23 protein-coding genes and 1 tRNA gene are annotated in these 18928 nt (G+C 48.9%); 12 read left to right on the top strand and 12 right to left on the bottom strand.

Annotated elements, in window-relative coordinates; genetic code table 11:
• From VIM88_RS03250 to VIM88_RS03275, 6 genes are all read right to left on the bottom strand, one after another.
• The coding region (locus VIM88_RS03250) for a substrate-binding domain-containing protein (protein ID WP_331861449.1) at window positions 1-207 on the bottom strand (207 nt) is incomplete at its 3' end.
• Between the two features lie 10 nt (window positions 208-217).
• A complete protein-coding gene (locus tag VIM88_RS03255) occupies window positions 218-1681 on the bottom strand; it encodes an OprD family outer membrane porin (protein WP_331861450.1) in 1464 nt (487 codons plus the stop codon).
• Window positions 1682-1684: 3 nt separating this feature from the next.
• Complete coding sequence (locus VIM88_RS03260; RefSeq protein ID WP_331861451.1) at window positions 1685-2479, bottom strand: TOBE domain-containing protein; 795 nt, start codon at window positions 2477-2479, stop codon at window positions 1685-1687.
• Window positions 2480-2557: 78 nt separating this feature from the next.
• Window positions 2558-3055 (bottom strand): protein disulfide oxidoreductase, encoded by a 498-nt coding sequence (locus tag VIM88_RS03265; RefSeq protein WP_331861452.1) that lies wholly within the window; start codon window positions 3053-3055, stop codon window positions 2558-2560.
• Window positions 3052-3897, bottom strand: a complete 846-nt coding sequence (locus tag VIM88_RS03270; RefSeq protein WP_331861453.1) for a fructosamine kinase family protein — start codon at window positions 3895-3897, stop codon at window positions 3052-3054. Before VIM88_RS03270 ends, VIM88_RS03265 begins: the two co-directional genes overlap by 4 nt.
• Window positions 3898-4116: a hypothetical protein gene (locus VIM88_RS03275; RefSeq protein ID WP_331861454.1), complete on the bottom strand. Its 219-nt coding sequence runs from the start codon at window positions 4114-4116 to the stop codon at window positions 3898-3900. It lies immediately after the preceding gene.
• Window positions 4117-4203: 87 nt separating this feature from the next.
• Between VIM88_RS03275 and VIM88_RS03280 the strand changes: the two genes are divergently transcribed.
• A complete protein-coding gene (locus VIM88_RS03280) occupies window positions 4204-4602 on the top strand; it encodes a cytidine deaminase (RefSeq protein ID WP_331861455.1) in 399 nt (132 codons plus the stop codon).
• 39 nt (window positions 4603-4641) lie between these two features.
• Here VIM88_RS03280 and VIM88_RS03285 read toward each other — a convergent pair whose 3' ends face one another.
• Window positions 4642-5610, bottom strand: coding sequence for a MoxR family ATPase (locus VIM88_RS03285; RefSeq protein ID WP_331861456.1), 969 nt, complete (start codon window positions 5608-5610; stop codon window positions 4642-4644).
• 70 nt (window positions 5611-5680) lie between these two features.
• The gene (locus tag VIM88_RS03290; protein WP_331861457.1) at window positions 5681-7558 is read right to left on the bottom strand and encodes a TRAP transporter large permease subunit; all 1878 of its coding nucleotides are present in this window, start codon (window positions 7556-7558) and stop codon (window positions 5681-5683) included.
• 210 nt (window positions 7559-7768) lie between these two features.
• Between VIM88_RS03290 and VIM88_RS03295 the strand changes: the two genes are divergently transcribed.
• Genes VIM88_RS03295 through VIM88_RS03335 form a run of 9 tightly spaced genes read left to right on the top strand, consistent with a single transcriptional unit; the run spans window position 7769 to window position 14131 of the window.
• Window positions 7769-8233 (top strand): Na+/H+ antiporter subunit E, encoded by a 465-nt coding sequence (locus VIM88_RS03295; protein WP_331861458.1) that lies wholly within the window; start codon window positions 7769-7771, stop codon window positions 8231-8233.
• Window positions 8230-8502 (top strand): monovalent cation/H+ antiporter complex subunit F, encoded by a 273-nt coding sequence (locus VIM88_RS03300; RefSeq protein WP_331861459.1) that lies wholly within the window; start codon window positions 8230-8232, stop codon window positions 8500-8502. Before VIM88_RS03295 ends, VIM88_RS03300 begins: the two co-directional genes overlap by 4 nt.
• Window positions 8492-8806 carry a monovalent cation/H(+) antiporter subunit G gene (locus VIM88_RS03305; RefSeq protein WP_331861460.1) on the top strand — a complete coding sequence of 105 codons (315 nt, stop codon included), beginning with the start codon at window positions 8492-8494 and terminating at the stop codon, window positions 8804-8806. The genes VIM88_RS03300 and VIM88_RS03305 overlap by 11 nt, the downstream gene beginning before the upstream one ends.
• Window positions 8803-9054 carry a DUF4040 domain-containing protein gene (locus VIM88_RS03310; RefSeq protein WP_331861461.1) on the top strand — a complete coding sequence of 84 codons (252 nt, stop codon included), beginning with the start codon at window positions 8803-8805 and terminating at the stop codon, window positions 9052-9054. Before VIM88_RS03305 ends, VIM88_RS03310 begins: the two co-directional genes overlap by 4 nt.
• Window positions 9044-9703 (top strand): MnhB domain-containing protein, encoded by a 660-nt coding sequence (locus VIM88_RS03315; protein WP_331861462.1) that lies wholly within the window; start codon window positions 9044-9046, stop codon window positions 9701-9703. Before VIM88_RS03310 ends, VIM88_RS03315 begins: the two co-directional genes overlap by 11 nt.
• The gene (locus VIM88_RS03320; RefSeq protein ID WP_331861463.1) at window positions 9700-10005 is read left to right on the top strand and encodes an NADH-quinone oxidoreductase subunit K; all 306 of its coding nucleotides are present in this window, start codon (window positions 9700-9702) and stop codon (window positions 10003-10005) included. Before VIM88_RS03315 ends, VIM88_RS03320 begins: the two co-directional genes overlap by 4 nt.
• Entirely contained in the window at window positions 9995-11431 is a 1437-nt protein-coding gene (locus VIM88_RS03325) for a complex I subunit 5 family protein (RefSeq protein ID WP_331861464.1), read from the top strand. The genes VIM88_RS03320 and VIM88_RS03325 overlap by 11 nt, the downstream gene beginning before the upstream one ends.
• Window position 11432: 1 nt before the next feature.
• Complete coding sequence (locus tag VIM88_RS03330; RefSeq protein WP_331861465.1) at window positions 11433-12920, top strand: proton-conducting transporter membrane subunit; 1488 nt, start codon at window positions 11433-11435, stop codon at window positions 12918-12920.
• Window positions 12917-14131, top strand: a complete 1215-nt coding sequence (locus VIM88_RS03335) for a complex I subunit 5 family protein (RefSeq protein ID WP_331861466.1) — start codon at window positions 12917-12919, stop codon at window positions 14129-14131. The genes VIM88_RS03330 and VIM88_RS03335 overlap by 4 nt, the downstream gene beginning before the upstream one ends.
• Window positions 14132-14169: 38 nt before the next feature.
• Here VIM88_RS03335 and VIM88_RS03340 read toward each other — a convergent pair.
• Window positions 14170-14247: transfer RNA gene (locus VIM88_RS03340), tRNA-Pro, on the bottom strand.
• A 109-nt stretch (window positions 14248-14356) separates the two neighbouring features.
• Between VIM88_RS03340 and VIM88_RS03345 the strand changes: the two genes are divergently transcribed.
• Window positions 14357-15253 (top strand): CHAD domain-containing protein, encoded by an 897-nt coding sequence (locus VIM88_RS03345; RefSeq protein ID WP_331861467.1) that lies wholly within the window; start codon window positions 14357-14359, stop codon window positions 15251-15253.
• A gap of 1 nt (window position 15254) precedes the next feature.
• Here VIM88_RS03345 and VIM88_RS03350 read toward each other — a convergent pair whose 3' ends face one another.
• Window positions 15255-16049 carry a hypothetical protein gene (locus VIM88_RS03350; RefSeq protein ID WP_331861468.1) on the bottom strand — a complete coding sequence of 265 codons (795 nt, stop codon included), beginning with the start codon at window positions 16047-16049 and terminating at the stop codon, window positions 15255-15257.
• Between the two features lie 64 nt (window positions 16050-16113).
• Between VIM88_RS03350 and VIM88_RS03355 the strand changes: the two genes are divergently transcribed.
• Window positions 16114-16578, top strand: coding sequence for an META domain-containing protein (locus VIM88_RS03355; protein ID WP_331861469.1), 465 nt, complete (start codon window positions 16114-16116; stop codon window positions 16576-16578).
• 9 nt (window positions 16579-16587) lie between these two features.
• Here VIM88_RS03355 and VIM88_RS03360 read toward each other — a convergent pair whose 3' ends face one another.
• Together VIM88_RS03360 and VIM88_RS03365 are read right to left on the bottom strand one after the other, a co-directional pair.
• On the bottom strand, window positions 16588-18045 hold the full coding sequence (locus tag VIM88_RS03360) for a UDP-N-acetylmuramoyl-tripeptide--D-alanyl-D-alanine ligase (protein ID WP_331861470.1): 1458 nt from the start codon (window positions 18043-18045) through the stop codon (window positions 16588-16590).
• On the bottom strand, window positions 18045-18773 hold the full coding sequence (locus VIM88_RS03365) for an alpha/beta hydrolase (RefSeq protein ID WP_331861471.1): 729 nt from the start codon (window positions 18771-18773) through the stop codon (window positions 18045-18047). Before VIM88_RS03365 ends, VIM88_RS03360 begins: the two co-directional genes overlap by 1 nt.
• Between the last annotated feature and the right edge of the window lie 155 nt (window positions 18774-18928).

Raw genomic sequence — 18928 nt, forward strand, 5'->3', positions numbered from 1 at the left:
ACCATAGGGTGCCCCGTGTCTTATCTGTGCGGTGAGTTTTCCCGAACTTCCGAGGATCACCTGCACGTCTGTCTCCGGATGGATGGCCTTGAACTCTTTTTTTAATGCCTCTATCGCATAACTTACATTGGCTGCTACCGCTATCGTGATCTCTCCGGCGCTGAGCGTCGCCAGACCCAACAAGATGCTTAAAACCATTTTTTTCATATACTTCTCCTTAAAAGAGATAATTGAGCTCAATACGAAGCTCATCATAAGAAGGATCGGATTTCAACAGGGTCGTGCCATCCTGATCATAGAGCGGATCTCCTGTCACATGGGCATATCGTGTTTTCAGATAGATCTCTGATTTCCCGCCAAATCCTTTCATCAGATCAAGCGTAAAGACATTCGAATCTGCCTGCACACCTGTTTTTTGATCATCAAAATCCTGCACTGCAAAGCGTGACATGATCTTAAGGTCAGTATAGAAATTAAAATCATAATCGAGCTGTACCATATATGTTTCGGTGTTGGCATGCCAGTTGTATTGTGCCATGGCCCGTGTAAATCCGCCTGTAGGGAACCCTCTCCACGGTGCCACCAGGTCACCTTCATCCGCCACCTTTGTATAGCCGAACCTTAATTTGAATCCATCTTCTACTACATCGACCCTGGCACCGTAAAGGGCAGAATCCAGACTGTCGGGGTTGCTGTACCCTGTGGTATCCAGTGTTAGGTTCGCACCGCCTATCGCACCGGCACCGTCATCAAACTGCCGCATATATCTCAGGGCGGGGATGATAGACATGCCATGGAGCATGATCCTGTAGTCAGCCTGGAGCATCGCCGAAGAGATCAGCTCAGGCACCGCTGTATAGTTCACCGTCAGGTTTAGGTTTTCAATGGACCTGTTCCTTCCTTCCGCTATGATCAGTCTATCATCTATGCCCCTGGCTTCCAATGCAGAGAGCGTCAACCCTTTATGCATCGCCGAATCGTCATTTTCCGTATAAGAGGCATAGGGATCATTGGGATCATCACCGTAGGCCAGGACATGGTGAAACTCCGAGTGGTCCCTTAACTTTTGACGCGTCAGATAGGCCATTTTCATTGAAGTATCAGGGATTGAAGACGTGTGTAGTGTCAGCCCTTCGAAGGTATTGGGTATCATTTTGGTGTCATTGCTTCCGGTCAAAAAACTCTCAAAGATCTGCCTTCCCGCTTTTACGGAAACATAGGCATTGGTATAGTCCAGGTATGCTTCGGCCAGAGAAGTAAGATTCATTGAATCTTCTGTGAGGACATCATACCGGCTGAATACCCCCTTACCGGCTTTATAGAGCGCTGCTTCTTCATCTTCAAGCGTACCATACCCTTGCGTTGTGTAGAGACCCCCGCCTATACTGAACCCGTTCAGCCTTGCACTTTTGTAGATCACGCTTCCGCCTATGCCCCCGATCACATGGTTCTCTTGCTTGTCAGCGATCTCGTCCTCCCATTTGAAACCAAAACTGTTCAATCTGATCCTTCCGTAGAACATACCTTCTGAAAACATTTTCGTGATGCCGTCCGCTTCTCCGGGAAGCTCCTCATAGCTATGTGTCATATTGGACTTTAAACTATGTTTCTTCCCCTCTTCTGAAGCATAGGCTATGCTGATCAAACCTGCTATGATCCCAATTGACCTTATCAATTTCACGACTTATCTCCCTATCATAATATCACTGGCCTTGATGACGGCCTTTACAAAGCTTCCTTCATGAAGCCCCAGCTTTTCCAAAACATCTGCAGGCATCACGGAAACCACCGTATCATGCTTTCCTATGTCCACCAGTACTTTGGCATTTTTGACATCTTTCTCTATCTTCTTGATGACCCCTTCCACTCTATTGGAGAGATCAGTTTCCTCTTTCTCCTCATCCTTATCCTTGAGCGAAACCGATACAGTATTCGATTTAAAGATCGCGGTCACTGTCTGCCCCTCTGCGATATGCAGGTCTTCCACCGCTTCTTTGGTAATCACCGAAACAAGCAGCTGTCCGCTCTTCAGTCTTAAACCTATCTTTGCATTGACATTTTCAGGTTCCACAGTGATGACTTCGGCCTGCATCTGATTGCGTGCAGAGATCTGCATGGCGAGTCTTTCTATGGTTTTCAACGACCCGCTTTCAATATCGGTCAGTTCCGATAGTCTTTTTAGAAAACGCGTATGTTCTTCTTTGAGCACCTCATAGTTTTCCAACAGTTTCTTTCCATACGCCGTGATCGTGGTGCCGCCTCCGTCTTTTCCCCCGGTCTCTCTGCAGACAATGGGTTCGGGTGAAAGGCTGTTCATCGTATCGACCGCTTCCCAGGCACTTTTGTAACTCATAGGTACGGCCTTTGCAGCCTTGGAGATAGAGCCGTGTGCTTCGATAGCATGAAGCAGCTCTATACGCTTCTCCAGGATGAAAGGTTTACCGAAAATTTCCAGACTAAGTTTTGATGCAAGTTCCATCTCTTCCCTTGTATACTTCAATATATAACGGAAATTATATCGTTGTATACTTAAATATACAAGGAGAATCCTATATCCTTACTTCAGCCATTTCAACCGTGCAAGAAGACCGGCCGTCGTGGTATAGCCTACCTCCGTAAATTTCAATTCCCCTTTTCTGTCATACATGAATACGGTAGGATACACCTCTACGTTGAACGCTTTTGCATAGGTGCCGCTCCAGTCGTTCACTACCTTGAAGCTCAGTCCCTGTTTCCGCATATGTCTTTTGATCGCTTCATCACTGCCTGAGTTCACAGCAATGGTCAACACATTGTACGATTGTGCGATGGTTTCTATGTTGGGAGATTGCCATTTGCACGTAGGACACCACTCAGCCCAAAAATAGACCAGTAGAGGTTTGCCCTCCTGCACTTTAAAGGTATTTCCGTCTAACAGTTTTGCTTCTATTTGCGGCAGCTTCGTTGAGGAGAGTTCCGGTTTACGCAGATAACTGATGATGTTGCTCAGTACAACCAAAAGTACCAATATGAGCGCGATCTCTTTCGCCATGGATCTTATATTCCACTTTTTCATACTTTTAACCTTTTGAGGAGCTGCTCGAGCTGGCCTGCATAGCTGCCGCCATAGAGTGCGACATGCACCAAGACCGGATAGAGTTGATAAAGCGGCACTTTCGTTTCATAGAACTCTTCGCTGAGCGGATGTACTTCACTGTAGCGGTCAAAAAATGTCTCCCCGAAGGTATCAAAAAGCAGGATGAATGCCAGTTCCATTTCCCTGTCTCCGTAATAGATCGCAGGGTCTATCAGACAGGCCCCCTGCTTTTCAAAGAGTATGTTCCCGCTCCAGACATCACCGTGCAGCAGGGAAGGCGTGATCCTGCTCATATCGATACGCTTATAGAGATCCTGGCACAGCAGTTCCAGCCTCTCCATCATCTGCTTGGAGATCCTGCCTCCGTCATAGCAGCGTCTTGCCATAGGCATCATTCGCATCTGCCCGAGAAAAAGGGCCCAGTTGTACTGGGTCTGTTCATTGATCTGGGGAAAAGGACCGATGGTCGTATCGTAATAATAGCCATACATGCGGCTCTCGTTGGTGACAGCGTGCAGTGAAGCCAAAAGCTTTGCTGCCTCGCTCTCCTCTGCAGATCTGTCCTTAGGGACACTCTTAATATGTTCAAGCATCAAAAAGGGTCCTTGAGACAGCATCACTTTGGGTACACGTATCCCGGCATCATGGAGATCATCAAGCATGCGTGCCTCTATGGCCAGTTTATCTTCCTGCACCGACGTTTTTACGACATACTCCTGCCCTGCTACTGTGGCTTTATAGAGTGCGCCTATCTGCCCCTGCCCGAAGTATTCCCATGCCTCGACGACTTGCCCCAGGGCCTCACTGAGTTCTGCCTGCACTTAAACGTCCAGGTCATCCCAGAACTCATCGAAATCCAGGTTGGTCATGGCGTTCTCATCGAAGAGGTTTTTTTCCATCAGTTTTTGCTGTTGCGCTTCAAAATACTCTTCAAGGGCCTCCTCCAGCATCTGATTGATGTCTTTGTTGAGTATCTCTGAAAAGCTTTTGAGGTTTTCGACGGTCGTATGTTTGAGTTCTAATTTTATATGTTCTTCCATGTGTGTATTTTACTGTAAGAAGTCTGTTTTATTCTTTTCCTACAGGATAAACATTTTGCCGACCTGATTTTTTGATATACTGCTGGTATGAAAACTATCAGCGCAAAAAAACTCATTGAAGCCGCACGTGGTGTGGCCGGAGAATATACTCTAAGCCATACAGACTATTCTGCAGCCTCCGTAGGCGCTGCACTGGTCACTGTTGATGGAAACCTCTATACCGGTGTGAATATCGATGTCGCCTGCGGCATAGGGTTCTGTGCAGAACATTCAGCCATTGCAGAAATGCTGAAACACAGAGAGACGCAGATCGACATGATCGTTGCCGTTACCAGGGACTCCATCATACCGCCTTGCGGACGATGCCGTGAACTCATGTTCCAGGTCAATGAGAATAATAAGTTGACAAAGGTCTATCTGACGGAAGAGAGGTATGTGACCCTGAATGAACTCCTGCCTATACGCTGGGAACCAAACAGCCCGTAAGAGAGAGTAACATATAACCATTTTCAGCCTGCTGTCGATCTAGATCTTAGGTACCGGTACCTGTTCCAGGATAAGATCTATGATCCCCTCTGCGGTTCTTTTATTCTGCAGGGCATGTTCACTGATGACCAAACGGTGATGGAACACATCTTTGATCACCGCTCTTACATCCTGTACGGTCACTTCATCTCTGCCCTGCATCCATGCATTGGCCTGCGCACATTGTGTCAGTGCGAGCGTTGCCCTCGGGCTTACGCCGACATCGATCATCACTTCAAGCTGCTTGCTGTACCTCAGCGGATAGCGCGTGGCGAAAACCAGTTCAACGATATAGTGTCCGAGTGCATCACTGAACTTCACCTGTGCAACCTCGCGGCGTGCGGCAAAGATCATCTCCTGGGGGATCTTTTCCTGAGGTTTTTTCTCTTCAAACCTCTCCCCTTGTATCATCCTGATCATTTCAAATTCCGCTTCTGTCTTCGCATAGTCTATCTTGACATGCATGAAAAAACGGTCTTTTTGCGCTTCGGAGAGAGGGTAGGTCCCTTCCTGCTCCAAAGGGTTCTGTGTGGCCATGACGTTGAAGAGTTTCGGCAGTTTATAGGTCTTTCCTGCCACGGTCACCTGCCGTTCTTCCATCGCTTCAAGCATGGCAGACTGTATTTTGGCAGGGGCACGGTTGATCTCATCTGCCAGAATGATATTCCCAAAGATAGGTCCCGGGTGAAAATGGAAGATCTGCTTTCCATCCTCCTCCTGCAGCAGCTGGGTCCCTATCACGTCCGAAGGAAGCAGGTCCGGAGTAAACTGGATACGCGAGAATTTTCCCTCGATCGCCTCAGCCATGCTGCGTACCGCTCGGGTCTTTGCAAGTCCGGGCAGTCCTTCTATCAGGATATTCCCATCAGCAAGCAGCCCCATGATAAGCCTTGAGACGATATGCTCCTGTCCCAGAACCGATGCATTCATTCTCTCTTCCAATACTCTAATGGCTTCTCTCGGCGTCATTCCCTTCCTTTGTGTTCATTTCTTGCTATCATACCCGTCCATCGCTTATATCCTCATCCCGTGAGCCGGATCACTTTCCGACCAGATAGATGAGTTCCGGATAGAAGAGGATGATAAGCAGTGCCGCGATCTGCAACAGGATAAACGGCACTACCCCCTTGTAAATGGCTGCCGTACGCACCTTGTCGCCCGCTGCACCTTTGAGGAAAAACAGTGCGAATCCGAACGGCGGGGTGAGGAATGATGCCTGCAGGTTCATGGCGATCAGGATAGCGAACCATACAGGGTCTATGCCGAACGAGGCCACGATAGGCACCAGTATAGGAACGACCACAAAGGCTATCTCTATGAAATCTATGAAGAAGCCCAGCAGAAAAATGACCAGCATCGCAATGAGGATGAAGGTCCATTTGTCACCCATTTCCCCCGTAAAGAACTCCATCGCCATGTCACCGCCGCCCAGTTCATTGAAGACCAGGGAAAAGGCTGTAGCCCCGATGAGTATCATAAAGATGGTCGCAGTGAGCTTCACCGTCTCTACCGCTGCATAGCGCACCATCCCATAGGAGAGCGTCCGCTTTCCCAAAGCCAGCAGCATCGCTCCCAGCACACCGATAGCCGCTGACTCTGAAGGTGACGCGATACCTGCGAAGATGGAGCCCAGCACTACACTGATCAGCAGCAAGGGAGGGATGATCTCTTTCATCGCCTCTTTCAGCATCACGCTATACGACTCCTCTGAGACAATGGCCGGTGCGACCTCTTTATTCATATAGGAGATCACCAGAATATAGACGATATAGAGCAGGATCAGCAAAAGCCCGGGCACCACTGCGGCACGGAACAGGTCCCCCACGGACAAATGCATCTGGTCCCCAAGAATAATGAGGATCACAGAAGGGGGGATCAGCTGTCCCAGCGTACCGCTCGCCGCAATGGACCCCGAGGCCAATGCGGGTGAGTAGCGGTGTTTGAGCATCAAAGGAAGCGCGATGAGGCTCATCATCACGACCGAGGCCCCGACGATCCCCGTACTCGCCGCAAGTATCGCTCCTACAAGCACCACCGAAATGGCCAGTCCGCCTCTGACCGAACCGAAGAGTTTCCCCATAGAAAGCAACAGGCCCTCTGCCATCTTGGACTTTTCAAGTATCAATCCCATAAAGATGAAAAGCGGGACCGCCATAAGCGTCGCATTGCTCATGATGCCATAGGTTCTGTACGGCAGCATCTCCAGCGTCACAAGCCCTACATGATTGTCGATCACAGCAAACAGCAGCGCCACCCCGGCAAAGACAAAAGCCACCTGAAATCCTGTCATCAGCAAGAAGAGCGTCAAGGCAAACATCAGAAGGACAGGATCGAACCAGTAGGCTAAGTCATAATGGTCTGCATAGTAGACCAGCAGCCCAAGCACACTGACCACACCCAAAACACGCAGGAACCTTGTTTTGTTTTCGAGTTTTTCCCATGCCTTTAACATTTCACTGAGCGCCTGCAGCATAAGCAGTATGAAGGCCACTACCAACACACCTTTGATAAGGTAGCGGTGTGTCAGTCCCCCCGGATCGCTCGAGATCTCATTTTGCAGGTAGCTCTGTATCAGCATATCCACTGCGTCCGCTAAAAAAAAGAAAGAAAAAGGCAGCACCAGGAAGAGCATGGAGAGTATCTGAACGATGGCCCTGGTCTCTATGGAGTAGCGATCAAAAAAGATATCCACCCTGACGTGCTTGTCATGTTTGAGCGTATAGGTCAAGCCAAGCAGAAAGATCACATCAAACAGATGCCATTCTATCTCCTGGAGCGCTATCGACCCTGCCGAAAAAAGGTAGCGCGCGACCGCATCGTAGGCTACCAGGAACGAGAGAACGACGACGAAAAATGCTGCGACATAGCCTGCGTACTTGCTGATGCGGTCAAGGTAGTAAGAGAATGATGGATGCATAAGTACTCTTTGATTGAATTTATGAGATTTTATCGTTTTTGTGATGAGGAGATACTTACCCCTGTCTATCTCTATACAGGAGGCATCCTTCAACGAATCCAACGCACACGAACAGCATCTGCCTGATAAGTGAAGGTATCATCTATGTATCAAGTATAATTATATATACTGTTGTAGCGGTTGAAAAAATGTCAAAAGGAAAAGTCAACTATGAACACGCTGAAGCTTTTTGGACTTTATCTTTTACTCTGGGTGGTTATAAGCGGCGGCAGGATCGCACTTTTTCCACTGCTTTTTATTCTGCTTATGAGTTTTTTGACCCCCTACGTTTTTACACTTGAGTATCGGCATATCTCTGTCAAAGCGGCTTTGAAGCTTTGCTTTTGGTTTTTGCTTTATTCGCTCAAAGGAGGCGTGCAGGTCGCGCTTTTTGCCCTACGGCCGAAACTCCGGCTTGAACCCTTTGTCTACCGGCACAGTGTAAAGTCCGACAACGCGTTCAGTGTTGCAATGCTGGCAAACCTCTACTCGCTGATGCCCGGGACTGTCAGTATGGGGTATAACCAAGGGGTTTTATCGCTTCACATTTTGGACAGATCGCTTTTTGACCCTGCGCTTATTCAGCGATTGGAAGCCTATGCGATAGAAGCATTTGAGGGAGGAACTGTTTCATGAGCCTCTATACCCTGCTCGGTACGGTCCTGGTTTTCAATCTTATCGTGACCGCTCTGTTTATTCTCAGGAACCAGACCCGAAGCGGCAAGATGCTTGTGACACTGCTTTTAAGCACCACCGGGGTCGGTGTGATGTTCCTGCTCTATGGACTGACGGAGCAACGTGCTATTTTGGACGTGGCACTGGTGATAGTCCTTTTGAGCTCTGTGACGGCCATTGTATTTGCCAAACGCTTACGCTATCAAGAAGGGGCGGAAGATGCTGAGTGAGATAGTTGCGGTGATCGGGGATGTTTTTCTTGTGCTCGGCACGGTTTTTTTCATTATCGGTACGATCGGGGTGGTCAGATTCTTTGATCTCTATACAAGACTGCACGCTTTGGCAAAAATAGACAATATGGGACTCGGGTTCATCGCTTTGGGAATGATCTTGCACAGTGGCTCGGTCCTGATAGCGTTGAAGATATTTCTGATCTGGGTCCTGGTCCTGCTAAGCTCTTCTACACTCAGCTATATTTTGAGCAGCCACTCCAATGAAACCGGGGAAGAACCACGCACAGGGGCAAAACCATGATAGCGATCGATGCCCTTTTGCTTTTTTTACTCGTTTTGCTGAGTTTCCAGATAATTACGGTCAGAGATCTGTTCAGCGTGAGTCTCTACTTCATCGTTTTCGGGATGATCCTGGCCCTTGTATGGATACGGCTGGGCGCTTTTGATCTGGCATTGGCCGAAGTGGCCCTCGGAGCCGGGATCACCGGGGCATTGCTTCTGGATACGATCACTTTTTTGAAAAAACATAGGAAAAAAGATGAAGCGTAAATTTCTGCATACCCTGATCTACAGCGGTGCACTGCTGGTCTTTATGCTTCTGTGCGGTACACTGCTTTCCCTTGAAACATTTGATCCGGTCATTGATCAGCAGATCACAGCCCACCTGCAAGACAGCGGCGTCTCCCACGAGGTGACAGCGGTCCTTCTCAATTTTCGCGCTCTGGATACGCTTTTGGAAGTGGGGGTTGTGCTGCTCGCTCTGATCGCCATCTATACGCTCGATCCGCATTTCCGCCACAGGCCGCATTCTTCTGAAAACACTATCACCAATACGTTCGTGGCCCTACTTTTCCCCCTGATCGTGCTTTGCTCTTTCTATCTTCTCTACAGCGGAAGCTACCAAAGCGGCGGTGCTTTTGCCGCGGCCGCGCTTCTGGCCGGAGGGATCATTATAGTGCGGCTGGTAAAACCCGGCTACCTCTCTGAACTGCAGGAGCTCTCTTTGCGCTTTGTCTATGTGAGCGGTCTGCTGTTCTTTGTGGGTGTGGGGACAGGGACACTTTTTTTAGGTGCATTTTTAGAGTACCGGAATACCATGGCAACTTTTTTGATCGTATCGATCGAAACCGTGCTTACCGTGAGTTTGGGAGTGATCCTGGCCACCTATTTCATCAATGCGGTACAGAGGTTCAAATGATGAGCCTTTTTATCATTGCCGGAGCGGCCATCTTTGTGCTGGGGCTCGTGGGTGTCCTTGCACAACAAGGGTTTGTCCATAAGCTTATATCGCTCAACATCTTTACCAGCGGTATTTTTTTGATCTTTATCTCCACAAGTGTGCATGACGGGAAGGCCGATCCTTTGGCGACAGCACTGGTACTGACAGGGCTTGTGGTGACCCTGGGGTCTACGGCATTTGCCCTGATGCTGATACGGGCCCATTATAAGAAGCAGACACAAGAAGAACAGATACAAGAAGAGGTGCAGGATGATCAATGACCTTCTCATCCCTGCGCTTCTTATCGCTCCCCTGCTTTTTGGCATCGTGGGGTTCGTCTTTCAAACAAAAGCAACCCTTTGGGGGCTCGGTTTCGGGACCGTTTTTTCGGTCTTGTCGGGTGCTTTGCTTTACGGTGTTTCCACCAACGCTTTGGATGCTTACCATTTCGGAGGGTTCCTCCCGCCTCTGGGTATTGCGTTTGAAGCCCTGCCTTTTGGAAGCATGATACTGGCGCTCAGTGCGTTGATACTTTTGGTGGTTTTTCTCTATGCGGCAGTCTCCTTGACGCATGCACAAGCGGTGCTTTTTTACCCTTTGGGAGCTTTCCTGGCACTCGGGTTTGTGGTGATCTACCTTTCACGCGATCTTTTCAACCTCTATGTAGGCCTGGAGATCCTGGGAGTGAGTGCCGTGGGGCTGAGTGCTTTACAGAACAGCAGCAGGAGCATCCATGCGGCGCTGATCTATCTCTTTACCACACTTGTAGCTTCGGGGCTCTATCTGTTAGGCGTAGCCATACTCTATGCCAAATACGCACTCCTGGACATCTCCTCTCTGTCCCTTGTGGTACAAAACGACCTTGCCACCCTGGTTGCCTTTGGGTTCATGGTGACGGCGTTTTTGATCAAAACGGCTGTCTTCCCTTTCTCTTTCTGGCTGCCCGAAGCCCATGCCAATGCGCTCAGTCCCGTATCGGCCCTGCTCTCGGCCCTGGTGATCAAAGCCACCTTTTATCTTTTATATCTTTTTGCAACCACCCTTTTTCCTTTTGCGGCAACCATCTATACCGTGCTGGGATCCCTTGGGATCGTGGCTGTTTTTTACGGCGGGATCAAAGCCTTCCTTGCTGCGGACCTGAAAATACTGATCGCCTATTCTACGGTCTCACAAGTGGGGTACCTCATGGTCGTATTTGCTTTTACGCATGCGTATGCCTATGATGCGATGGTGTTCGCCCTGCTCTCTCACGCCCTGGCCAAATCGGGCCTTTTTCTTGCAAGCGGGGCGATCATCCGTACAGCCCGCACCAAAACCATCAGCAGACTGCAAGGCTTCGCCTCCGTGACCCCGGTGGCGGTATTCGCTGTCGGGCTGAGCAGTGTGAGCCTTATCGGGTTGCCCCCCTCGCTTGGATTTCTCTCCAAGTGGTATTACCTTCAAAGCAGTTTTGAAACCTCCTCGTGGCTTTTTTTTGCAGCGCTTTTAGGCGGCGGTATCGTGAGTGCCCTCTATCTGTTTAAACTGTTGATCCTGTTTCTGCAAAAACCCCTGGAGGATGAGGGAACCCCTGGCGGGCCTGAGGATCCTGCCCCTTTAAAGACCCTCACTTGCAAGACCCTTCAGTGGTCAGCTTTCAGTTTGAGTTTCTTATCGGTCTTTTTAGGGCTTTTGGGGCACTTCATTATAGGTTTTTTAGGATCATAAGATGGAAAACGGTCTAGTCCTTTTTTTGTTATTGGCAAGTTCAGTTCTACCGGCTGTAATGATCTTTTTGCTGCCTGAGCGCTGTGCAACGCTGCGAAACACTATCAACCTTTTGGGCGTATCCTCCAAGATCTTTTTTGTGATCTATCTGATCCGGGGGATCATCAACGATGAAGTGTTCTACTATGCCTTTGCCTTTACACCGCAGATCTCTTTTGTGCTCAAGGTGGACCACCTCTCTCTGCTCTTTGCGACCCTTTCCTCCATCTTATGGCTTTTTACGACGATCTATGCCATAGGCTATTTTCAAAACAGCCAGAACCAAAGCCGTTTCTTTGGCTTTTTTTCCTTGTGTGTCACCGCGACAGTGGGGTTGAGTATCGCAGGGAACCTCTTTACCTTTTTTGTTTTTTATGAGCTTTTGACCCTGACCACTTTTGTACTGGTGTTGCATACCCAGACGGTCGAGGCGACCAAAGCCACGATCATCTACCTGGCACATACCATTATCGGGGGATTGTTCTTTTTGGTTGGCCTTGTAGCACTGCAGAGCATAGGCGGAGACAGGGAGTTTGTCAGCGGCGGGTATCTGCACAAGATCGTCTCCGTAGAACCGATCGTTCTTCAGATCATGTTCGTGATCCTGCTGATCGGTGTAGGGGTCAAAGCAGCGGTCTTCCCTTTGCACCGGTGGCTTCCCTCGGCGATGGCGGCGCCTGCACCGGTATCTGCCCTGCTTCACGCGGTCGCGGTCGTCAAAGCGGGGGCTTTCGGGATCATACGGATCGTCTATGAGGTCTATGGGGTGGAGTTTGCCTATGACCTGGGGCTTTTGTGGATACTTCTGGGGGTGGCGGTGGTGACCATCCTCTATGGAAGCATCATGGCACTGCGCCAGAACGATATCAAAAAACGATTGGCCTACTCCACGGTGTCGCAGGTTTCCTATATCCTTTTGGGTGTTTCACTTTTTGGCCCCCTGGGGACCATTGGCGGGATGATCCATCTGGTGCATCAGGGGGTGATGAAGATCACTTTGTTCTTTTGCGCGGGCGCCTTTGCCAAGATCTATGGTATCAAAAAGATCGGGCAGATGAACGGCCTGGGGCGCATGATGCCTTTGGGGGCTTTTGCATTCAGTATCGGTGCTTTGGGGATGATAGGCGTTCCCCTCACGGCTGGGTTCTTATCCAAATGGTATCTGGGTATGGGTGCGTATGAGAATGGCCTGCTGACCGTTCTGGGGGTGATCGCGTTGTCTTCCCTGCTCAATGCGGCGTATTTCCTTCCTCTGGTCTATCGTATGTGGTTCTTGCCCCCATCCGAGCCCTATACACAAAAGCCCCAGTTCAGAAACGGCCATGCGCTCTTGATACTGCCACCGCTTTTCACCGCACTTCTGACCCTGTATCTTGGTATATTTGCCCTGAGCGACTACAGTGCACTGCAATGGGCCAAGACCCTGGTGCAGTTGGAGTATTTGCGATGAATTTCACAGTTGCCTTGCTTTTTACCCTCTCTGGTTTGCTTTTTGCCCTCTTCGCCGATGTCGGGTCTGCATTGCATGTTGACTGGTTCTTATTCGGCTTGTATTTCCATATCGATCTTATCGGCAAAATATTTTTGATCTTCAGCTCGCTGGTGTGGCTGATGAGTGCTTTGTACAGTTACGGAAGCATCACCACGCATCAAAAACGATACTGGTTCTGGTTCATCCTTACATTCACAGGCAACTATGGCCTGATCCTCAGCTACGATGCGGTCGGATTCTATCTCTTCTTTTCACTGATGTCCCTGGCCGCTTTTGGACTGGTGGTCCACTCGCAGACCGAGCAGGCCACTCACGCAGCCTTTGTCTATATCAAATATGCCGTGGTCGGTGAGGTGGTGCTTTTTGCGGCTGTTCTATTATCGGCCAAGGACTACGGCGGGGTGCATTTTGACCTCTTTGCCACCGAGGTACACCCCGTAGCCCTTTGGCTTTTTCTGATAGGTTTCGGGATCAAATCGGGGGTGCTATTTTTGCACCATTGGCTCCCTTTGGCGCATGGAAATGCACCGGCAGCTGCCAGTGCCGTGCTTTCAGGCGTGATGCTCAAAGCGGGAATACTGGGTCTTATCCGCTATCTTCCTTTCGGGCAGGAGGTGGAGGTTTTGGGCGGTCTTGCCCTTTGCACGTTAGGTGTGATGGGAATCTATGCAGGGGTGTACGGGATCTTTAAGGATCAGATCAAAGTGGTCCTGGCCTATTCGAGTATCGCACAGATGGGATATATCATCACCCTTTTGGGTGTAGGGCTTTTAGAACCGGGGCTATGGGATGCCATTGCAGCAGCCATAGTGTTTTTCTCGCTCCATCACGCTATCAATAAATCTGCACTGTTCATACTCAGTGGCGAAGTGATGAAAAACGGTCTGCTGACCCACTACATGATCCTGGGAAGTGTATTTGCGCTAAGTCTCATTGGCGTTGGCTACACAAGCGGAAGCATTGCCAAGCAGATGCTTCTGGCCCCTTTGAGTGAGTCCTCTTTGCTTTTCCTGCTGCTGGGTCCCAGTATGGTCGTTACTGCGCTTTTGATGTTCAGGGTCTATTGGCTCAGCAGAAAGATCCCCGAGAAAACGCTTATAGGCAGGCAGGCTTTGTATATCCTCTATCCTATGGCGGTAATGTCATTGCTGCTTTTTGCGGTTGTGTAAGTATGGTACAAAAGATTGTGATTTGAAGTGGCTGAAACTGGTCGGAGTGACCGGACTTGAACCGGCGACCTCTATCACCCCAAGATAGCACGCTAGCCAGACTGCGCTACACCCCGACAGGAGATGACATCATAGCAAAAAAATTTTTAATTTTTACATAGAGACGCATAAATAGTGCTATAATCAACTACAAGGATGTGACAAGCATCCATCATGAGGAAAACCATGAAAGAGATAGAGAAAACATACCTTCCAAAAAACTCCGACCTCTCTTCCCTCGATGCACTGGATGTACTGCACCTCATCCTGTACAAGTATTCCAACGCTATACTCTCATACAAAACGCGTATGCTTCTGCATGATGATCCCGAAGATCTTCACAAGTTCAGGGTCAACATCAGAAAATCCAGGGCTTTTTTAAAAGAGTTTGCATTTCTCTTTCCCGAAGAGCAGTACACCTACTTCAGTGAAAACCTGAAAGAATTTGCAACACAGACGAACCAAAAACGTGATCTGGATGTCATTGAAGAACGTTTGGAAGCCTTGGAAATAGAGCACGGCAAGCTCCAAGAGGAGATCGACCGGCAACGTGACCAGGAGCAGCAGCATATACGCGAAATGCTGCAGAGCAAAGCATTTGAAGATTTTTTCCACACATATCAAAACACATTAAAAAAAGAGAAACCTCTCACTGCTGAGAACAACCAGGACACCATAGACACCACTGCCAGAAAGGTCATCCAGAAACGCCACCGCAAGATCGTGAAAAAGATAGAGGCTTTGGAAAAAGAGCCGGACAGCAGAAAGCTCCACAAGATCAGGATCTCTCTGAAAAAACTGCGTTATATGCTGGAAGAGTTCCAACACATCTTCGGTGAAGAAAAGAGTGAAAAAATGATAAACAAAGGTAAAAAACTGCAGACCTTGCTGGGAGACTACAATGATACCGTTAACCAGGCAACACTGATCCACAACTATCTTGCATCCCATGCGGAGAACCTCACTGAGAGGAGAGCACTGGAAGAGAGTCTCCTGAAGGAAACCTCAAAAGACCAGAAAAAGCTGCTGCATGAAGCGATGAAGGAACTGCACAGGTTCAAAGCGCAGCCCTTCTCGCTTTAAACTATTTCCAATAGGTCTCCAAACGGACATTCCACCCCTTTCGCCAGCGCTCTTCCCCTCTTTCAGGAGGAGAGTTCTTGATACGTCTGCTCAACATCGCCTTGGCAGACTCGGCGAAGGCTTTCAATGTGTTCGGCTCTTTTGGGTCCATATGTTCAAGCACCTGGAGCAGTCCCCAGCCCTGGCCTTTGTACCGCTCGCTTTCCAGTGTACCCTCCCCTTTGAAATTGGTATAGTCCAAAAGCACATAAAGCCCTCTCTCGTTCACCGAACCGTCACTATGGTGCATCACTTCATAAAAACGTTTTCTGATAAGATCCTGTTTTTCAGGCTCCTCTATCGTCTCCAGCATCTGGGGCAAGGCTTCACTCAGGCGCTGTGCCATAAATGCAGCCTGTTCGGGCATCGTGCGCTTCAGAAAATCAAACAACTCTGTATACGTGCTGCTCTTTGCCTTTTTGGCTGCGAAGAATGCTTCCTTGCTGTTCCAGGGCAGCGGGGTTCTGGAGTTGAGCCAGGCAGGCATGGGTACATTTCTGGCTTCCATGAATGCAAGCACCAGCGGGAAGACCTCTCTGAAACGTTCTGTATGACCTTTGGGGAACCAGATAAAATGGCCGATGCCTACCGAGGCAAAGTCTTCACCTTCGTTCCAGTGCACCAGATACTTGTCCAGCCCTGCCCCCTCGTTCTGCCATACCTTTTGTGCAATGAACTGTGCCTGCTGTTCCGTCAGCTTGATCTCTGTGGCAAAAAGTGCCGACACCGATAAAAATAAAAGCAAAACATATCTCATAAGTACTCCATTAACCATTTAAATGTACAATTTTAATTATACTATATAATATGGGGAGTTTTAAATGTTTACAAAAATGCTTTCACAGAAAACAGTTATGCTTACGCTATTGGTATCATTATCTACCACGTATCTATCAGCACAAACGCAAAATGTAGACCTGGATGACCTACAGGGAAATTGGCACTTGCGCACTATGGACGGAAAAGACGTACGCAAAGCCAGAGCCATTTTGGATTTTGATGCAGAACATAACAGGATCAATGGATTTGACGGCTGCAACCCTGTGTTAGGTGAATTAAAAACAGATGATAAAAGTATGTTATATACAAAACTTTCAGCCAAAAGTATGGCATGCAGACAGTCTATACACCAATATGTCAGAACCAGGCTGCATACAACGATGAAAGAAGGATTTACGGTCACCAAAACGACCAAAGATGGTATGGAAGGCATTACCATCAGGAGTTCAAAGCATGAACTCTTTTTTAAGAAGATGGGTCAGGGAAAAGAAAAGAAATGGTTTTAATGTAGCGCTTTAAACAAAACTCGGTGCATCGTTCGCAAAGAGTATCAGGTCCCCCGGACGTGTCTGCTCTACCAGCATCGCTTCCATCTCACTTTTGCTGGCAAGCTTGACAAGCTTGTCAGCGTCCACATGCGCTTTAAAGATCCCGTAGTTCAGGTCTCCGGTCACGACCACCACATCAAAGACCTCATTGGCTCTTTGTGCCACCTGAACGTTCAAGGCATCGTCGACTTCCACCAACCCCGGAGTGATGAGCACTTTGCGCCCTTGATAGGTCGTCGCAAGGTCAAAGGAAGCCATCATACCGTCTATATTTCCGTTAAAACTGTCATCCAGTATCACCTTCCCGCCCGCATCGATACGCTGCAACCTGTGGTCTACTGCTTTGAGCGAAGAGAGCCCCTCCTGTATCTGCGCATCGCTGAGTCCGAGCTTTTTGGCGACCAGCACTGCTGCTGCCAGGTTCATCGCATTGAAAGCCCCCAAAATGCTTGCAGAATAGCGGACCCCGTTCAGCGTAAAATGTGTGCTCTCCAGTGTCGCTTCCACATTTTCGATGATATACTCCGGCGCTGCCTCTTTCGTGCGGATGTCCAGGTTCTCCCCACTTCCGAAAGTATGCACATTGGGCTCAGGTCTGACTCTCGCACTCTCATGTACCCAGGCCTCTTTGAGCCGCTCTGTTTTAAGTATCTCCATCTTGGTATTGCGGATGTTCTCCATCGTTTTAAAGTACTCGATATGCGCAGGCCCTATCTTGCCTACTACGACATAGTGGGGGTTGACAAAGGTACTGATCTCCCCGATGTCGCCTTCCCCCCTTGCACCCATCTCGACCACATAGACTTCCGTATCGGCCGGCAGGTCCTCATTGATATCCTTCATGATACCGCCCAGTGTGTTGACAGAGCGCGGTGTCGCATAGGTTCTGTACTTGGCTTTGAGCAAATGCTCGATGTAGTTTTTGATACTTGTCTTTCCGTAGCTCGCCGTGATACCCACCACTATGAGATCCTCCATGGCTTCCAGCTTCTCCTGTGCCTTGACCTTGAAACCGTGGAAAAGCATCTTCTCTATGAAATGTGAAACAAAGTAGGCCAGAAAAAGCGGCAGTACCACTGCAAAATGCTTAAAGACCACAGCAATGAACAGAGCAAAAAAGATCAGTGCGGCAAAGAAGCGTTTGACCCTTCCTGTGAAGACCAGCGGCTTGTCAAGGCCCCTGTACCACTGAAAGAGCAACGCCAGGTAAGCGACCACTACCACAAAACCGTAGTCACCCATACCGGAGACAAACGCATACAAGGCGAACGGTACGAGGAAATAGACAAAGTGCCACCATGTTTTGGTATGATGAAAAAGCACACGGTTCAGTTTATAACTGTACCACTGCAGGTTCGTAATAAAATAGTAGCCTATGGCCAAAATAAAAAGTCCGTAAAAAAGTGTGTTGATTGCCTGTAACATCAGTCTATATCCTTGCAGTGTTCTGTGATCGCTTCAGCGATAAAATCCTTATGCGTTAAAAAGAAGTAATGGTCCCCGTCCAGCGGATAGAACACGCTGTCTGCTATCAGCCCTGCTATCTTCTCGCCTGTATAAAGCGGTGTAGCCGTATCCTCTTTCCCCCAGAAACAGAGCGCTTTGCTTCTGCTTTTGGCAAATTCGGCTTCAAAGTCCTCATCCACCACATTCTTGAACGTTTCGTACATCTCGTGGCTCATGCCCTGTGCATCCGGTGCCACAAAAAGCTCGCGTATCTTCTTCATCCCCAGAGGCTTGAGCAGTTTGAAGGTAGCGATCTTGACCTTTACCGACCAAGGCTTGGCCGTCACGACCCCGGCAGAAGAGAGAAGGACAAGACAGGGTGTATCAAGCAGTGTAGCGACCTTCCCGCCAAAAGAGTGCCCCATAGCGATAGCAGCCTCTACGCCCAGTGCCTCCAAAAAAAGCCGTACGATAGCCCCATAGTCTTTGGTGGTCAGGACCATCTCGTTACTGCTCTTTCCAAACCCGGGAAGATCCAGGTAGATGTGTTTGAGATCGGGCAACATATTGCCAAAAGCCTGTTTCATGATCTCTTTATTGCTCCCCCAGCCATGGAGTACCAGCAGCACTCTCTCCTGTGCCGGGTTGACCAGTTCATAAGAAAGTTTAAAAGTATGTTCTTTGTAGCGTATCTCTTTAGATGCCATGTTTCACCGTTCAAAAAAAATTGATTTATTCTAACATAAAGCTGCTATTCATTCGCTTCAGGTATGGCATCCTGGGCCGTTTCATTTCAGTATCGTGCGAAAGTGGGATAGAGGGTAAAGACTACCGCCAGGAAAGCACAGAGCAGCACTAAGGT

It is taken from the genome of Sulfurovum sp. (assembly GCF_036568385.1).
Taxonomy (GTDB): Bacteria; Campylobacterota; Campylobacteria; order Campylobacterales; family Sulfurovaceae; genus Sulfurovum.

What these genes read in the sequence shown, in the direction of transcription:
- VIM88_RS03260 (WP_331861451.1), bottom strand. Translation starts at nt 2,479, where the DNA reads ATGGAACTTGCATCAAAACTTAGTCTGGAAATTTTCGGTAAACCTTTC.
- VIM88_RS03265 (WP_331861452.1), bottom strand. Translation starts at nt 3,055, where the DNA reads ATGAAAAAGTGGAATATAAGATCCATGGCGAAAGAGATCGCGCTCATA.
- VIM88_RS03275 (WP_331861454.1), bottom strand. Translation starts at nt 4,116, where the DNA reads ATGGAAGAACATATAAAATTAGAACTCAAACATACGACCGTCGAAAAC.
- VIM88_RS03280 (WP_331861455.1), top strand. Translation starts at nt 4,204, where the DNA reads ATGAAAACTATCAGCGCAAAAAAACTCATTGAAGCCGCACGTGGTGTG.
- VIM88_RS03285 (WP_331861456.1), bottom strand. Translation starts at nt 5,610, where the DNA reads ATGACGCCGAGAGAAGCCATTAGAGTATTGGAAGAGAGAATGAATGCA.
- VIM88_RS03290 (WP_331861457.1), bottom strand. Translation starts at nt 7,558, where the DNA reads ATGCATCCATCATTCTCTTACTACCTTGACCGCATCAGCAAGTACGCA.
- VIM88_RS03295 (WP_331861458.1), top strand. Translation starts at nt 7,769, where the DNA reads ATGAACACGCTGAAGCTTTTTGGACTTTATCTTTTACTCTGGGTGGTT.
- VIM88_RS03300 (WP_331861459.1), top strand. Translation starts at nt 8,230, where the DNA reads ATGAGCCTCTATACCCTGCTCGGTACGGTCCTGGTTTTCAATCTTATC.
- VIM88_RS03305 (WP_331861460.1), top strand. Translation starts at nt 8,492, where the DNA reads ATGCTGAGTGAGATAGTTGCGGTGATCGGGGATGTTTTTCTTGTGCTC.
- VIM88_RS03310 (WP_331861461.1), top strand. Translation starts at nt 8,803, where the DNA reads ATGATAGCGATCGATGCCCTTTTGCTTTTTTTACTCGTTTTGCTGAGT.
- VIM88_RS03315 (WP_331861462.1), top strand. Translation starts at nt 9,044, where the DNA reads ATGAAGCGTAAATTTCTGCATACCCTGATCTACAGCGGTGCACTGCTG.
- VIM88_RS03320 (WP_331861463.1), top strand. Translation starts at nt 9,700, where the DNA reads ATGATGAGCCTTTTTATCATTGCCGGAGCGGCCATCTTTGTGCTGGGG.
- VIM88_RS03325 (WP_331861464.1), top strand. Translation starts at nt 9,995, where the DNA reads ATGATCAATGACCTTCTCATCCCTGCGCTTCTTATCGCTCCCCTGCTT.
- VIM88_RS03330 (WP_331861465.1), top strand. Translation starts at nt 11,433, where the DNA reads ATGGAAAACGGTCTAGTCCTTTTTTTGTTATTGGCAAGTTCAGTTCTA.
- VIM88_RS03335 (WP_331861466.1), top strand. Translation starts at nt 12,917, where the DNA reads ATGAATTTCACAGTTGCCTTGCTTTTTACCCTCTCTGGTTTGCTTTTT.
- VIM88_RS03345 (WP_331861467.1), top strand. Translation starts at nt 14,357, where the DNA reads ATGAAAGAGATAGAGAAAACATACCTTCCAAAAAACTCCGACCTCTCT.
- VIM88_RS03350 (WP_331861468.1), bottom strand. Translation starts at nt 16,049, where the DNA reads ATGAGATATGTTTTGCTTTTATTTTTATCGGTGTCGGCACTTTTTGCC.
- VIM88_RS03355 (WP_331861469.1), top strand. Translation starts at nt 16,114, where the DNA reads ATGTTTACAAAAATGCTTTCACAGAAAACAGTTATGCTTACGCTATTG.
- VIM88_RS03360 (WP_331861470.1), bottom strand. Translation starts at nt 18,045, where the DNA reads ATGTTACAGGCAATCAACACACTTTTTTACGGACTTTTTATTTTGGCC.
- VIM88_RS03365 (WP_331861471.1), bottom strand. Translation starts at nt 18,773, where the DNA reads ATGGCATCTAAAGAGATACGCTACAAAGAACATACTTTTAAACTTTCT.